1 protein-coding gene, 1 pseudogene and 1 riboswitch are annotated in these 570 nt (G+C 67.9%); of the genes and pseudogenes, one reads left to right on the forward strand and one right to left on the reverse strand.

The genetic code is table 11. The annotated features are described in order from the left end of the window. Positions 1 to 145, reverse strand: a pseudogene (locus tag N878_RS29780) (precorrin-3B synthase); the annotation flags it as partial. Between the two features lie 92 nt (positions 146 to 237). Further along, a riboswitch (cobalamin riboswitch) is annotated at positions 238 to 431 on the reverse strand. Positions 432 to 487: 56 nt separating this feature from the next. Between N878_RS29780 and N878_RS29785 the strand changes: the two are divergent. Then, positions 488 to 570: hypothetical protein (locus N878_RS29785; protein ID WP_256218145.1), on the forward strand; the 83-nt coding region annotated here is incomplete at its 3' end.

Consider the following 570-nt stretch of genomic DNA (forward strand, 5'->3'; position numbering starts at 1 on the left):
CATGCCGCGCCGCCTCGGCAATGGCCCGCGCCTGGGCGCTGCGCAGCACGCCGCCGGGCAGCTTGATGCGACAGATGCCACCGTCCAGTGCGGGGACGATGCGCAGCAGGCCGGGGCAGGCGGAAGGGCGGACGGATGTGGGCAAGCGGTCACCTGTGGATAACGACGCGGCGACCGAACCAGCGAAATCCCATAGGGGACTCCATGGCATCGGTACACCCCGCCCGATGTTGGCACTCGCGACCAGCGTTCGTCGGCAGGTCTCCTGGCTGACAGGTCTTCGTCCGCCGCGCCTTCCCGGTTACCCAGTGGCCGATTGCGTTGGACTCGCTGTTTACAGTTGCGGGGGCAGCCACGGTTTTACCGTGTTCCCTCTTAGGCCCGTTGCGGAGTCGTATCGACTCAAGGGCACCGACGAAGGCGCTATTATGCCCGCTTTGCCCGGCGCCGCGACACGCGCCCTGTCGGCTACTTGCGAGGAAGGTGGATGAAACCCTGGTTGACCCTGGTCGGCATCGGCGAAGACGGCTACCCCGGCCTGGGCAAGGCCGCGCGCCGCGCGCTGCTGGC

Source organism: Pseudomonas sp. EGD-AK9 (assembly GCF_000465935.2).
Taxonomy (GTDB): domain Bacteria; phylum Pseudomonadota; class Gammaproteobacteria; order Pseudomonadales; family Pseudomonadaceae; genus Aquipseudomonas.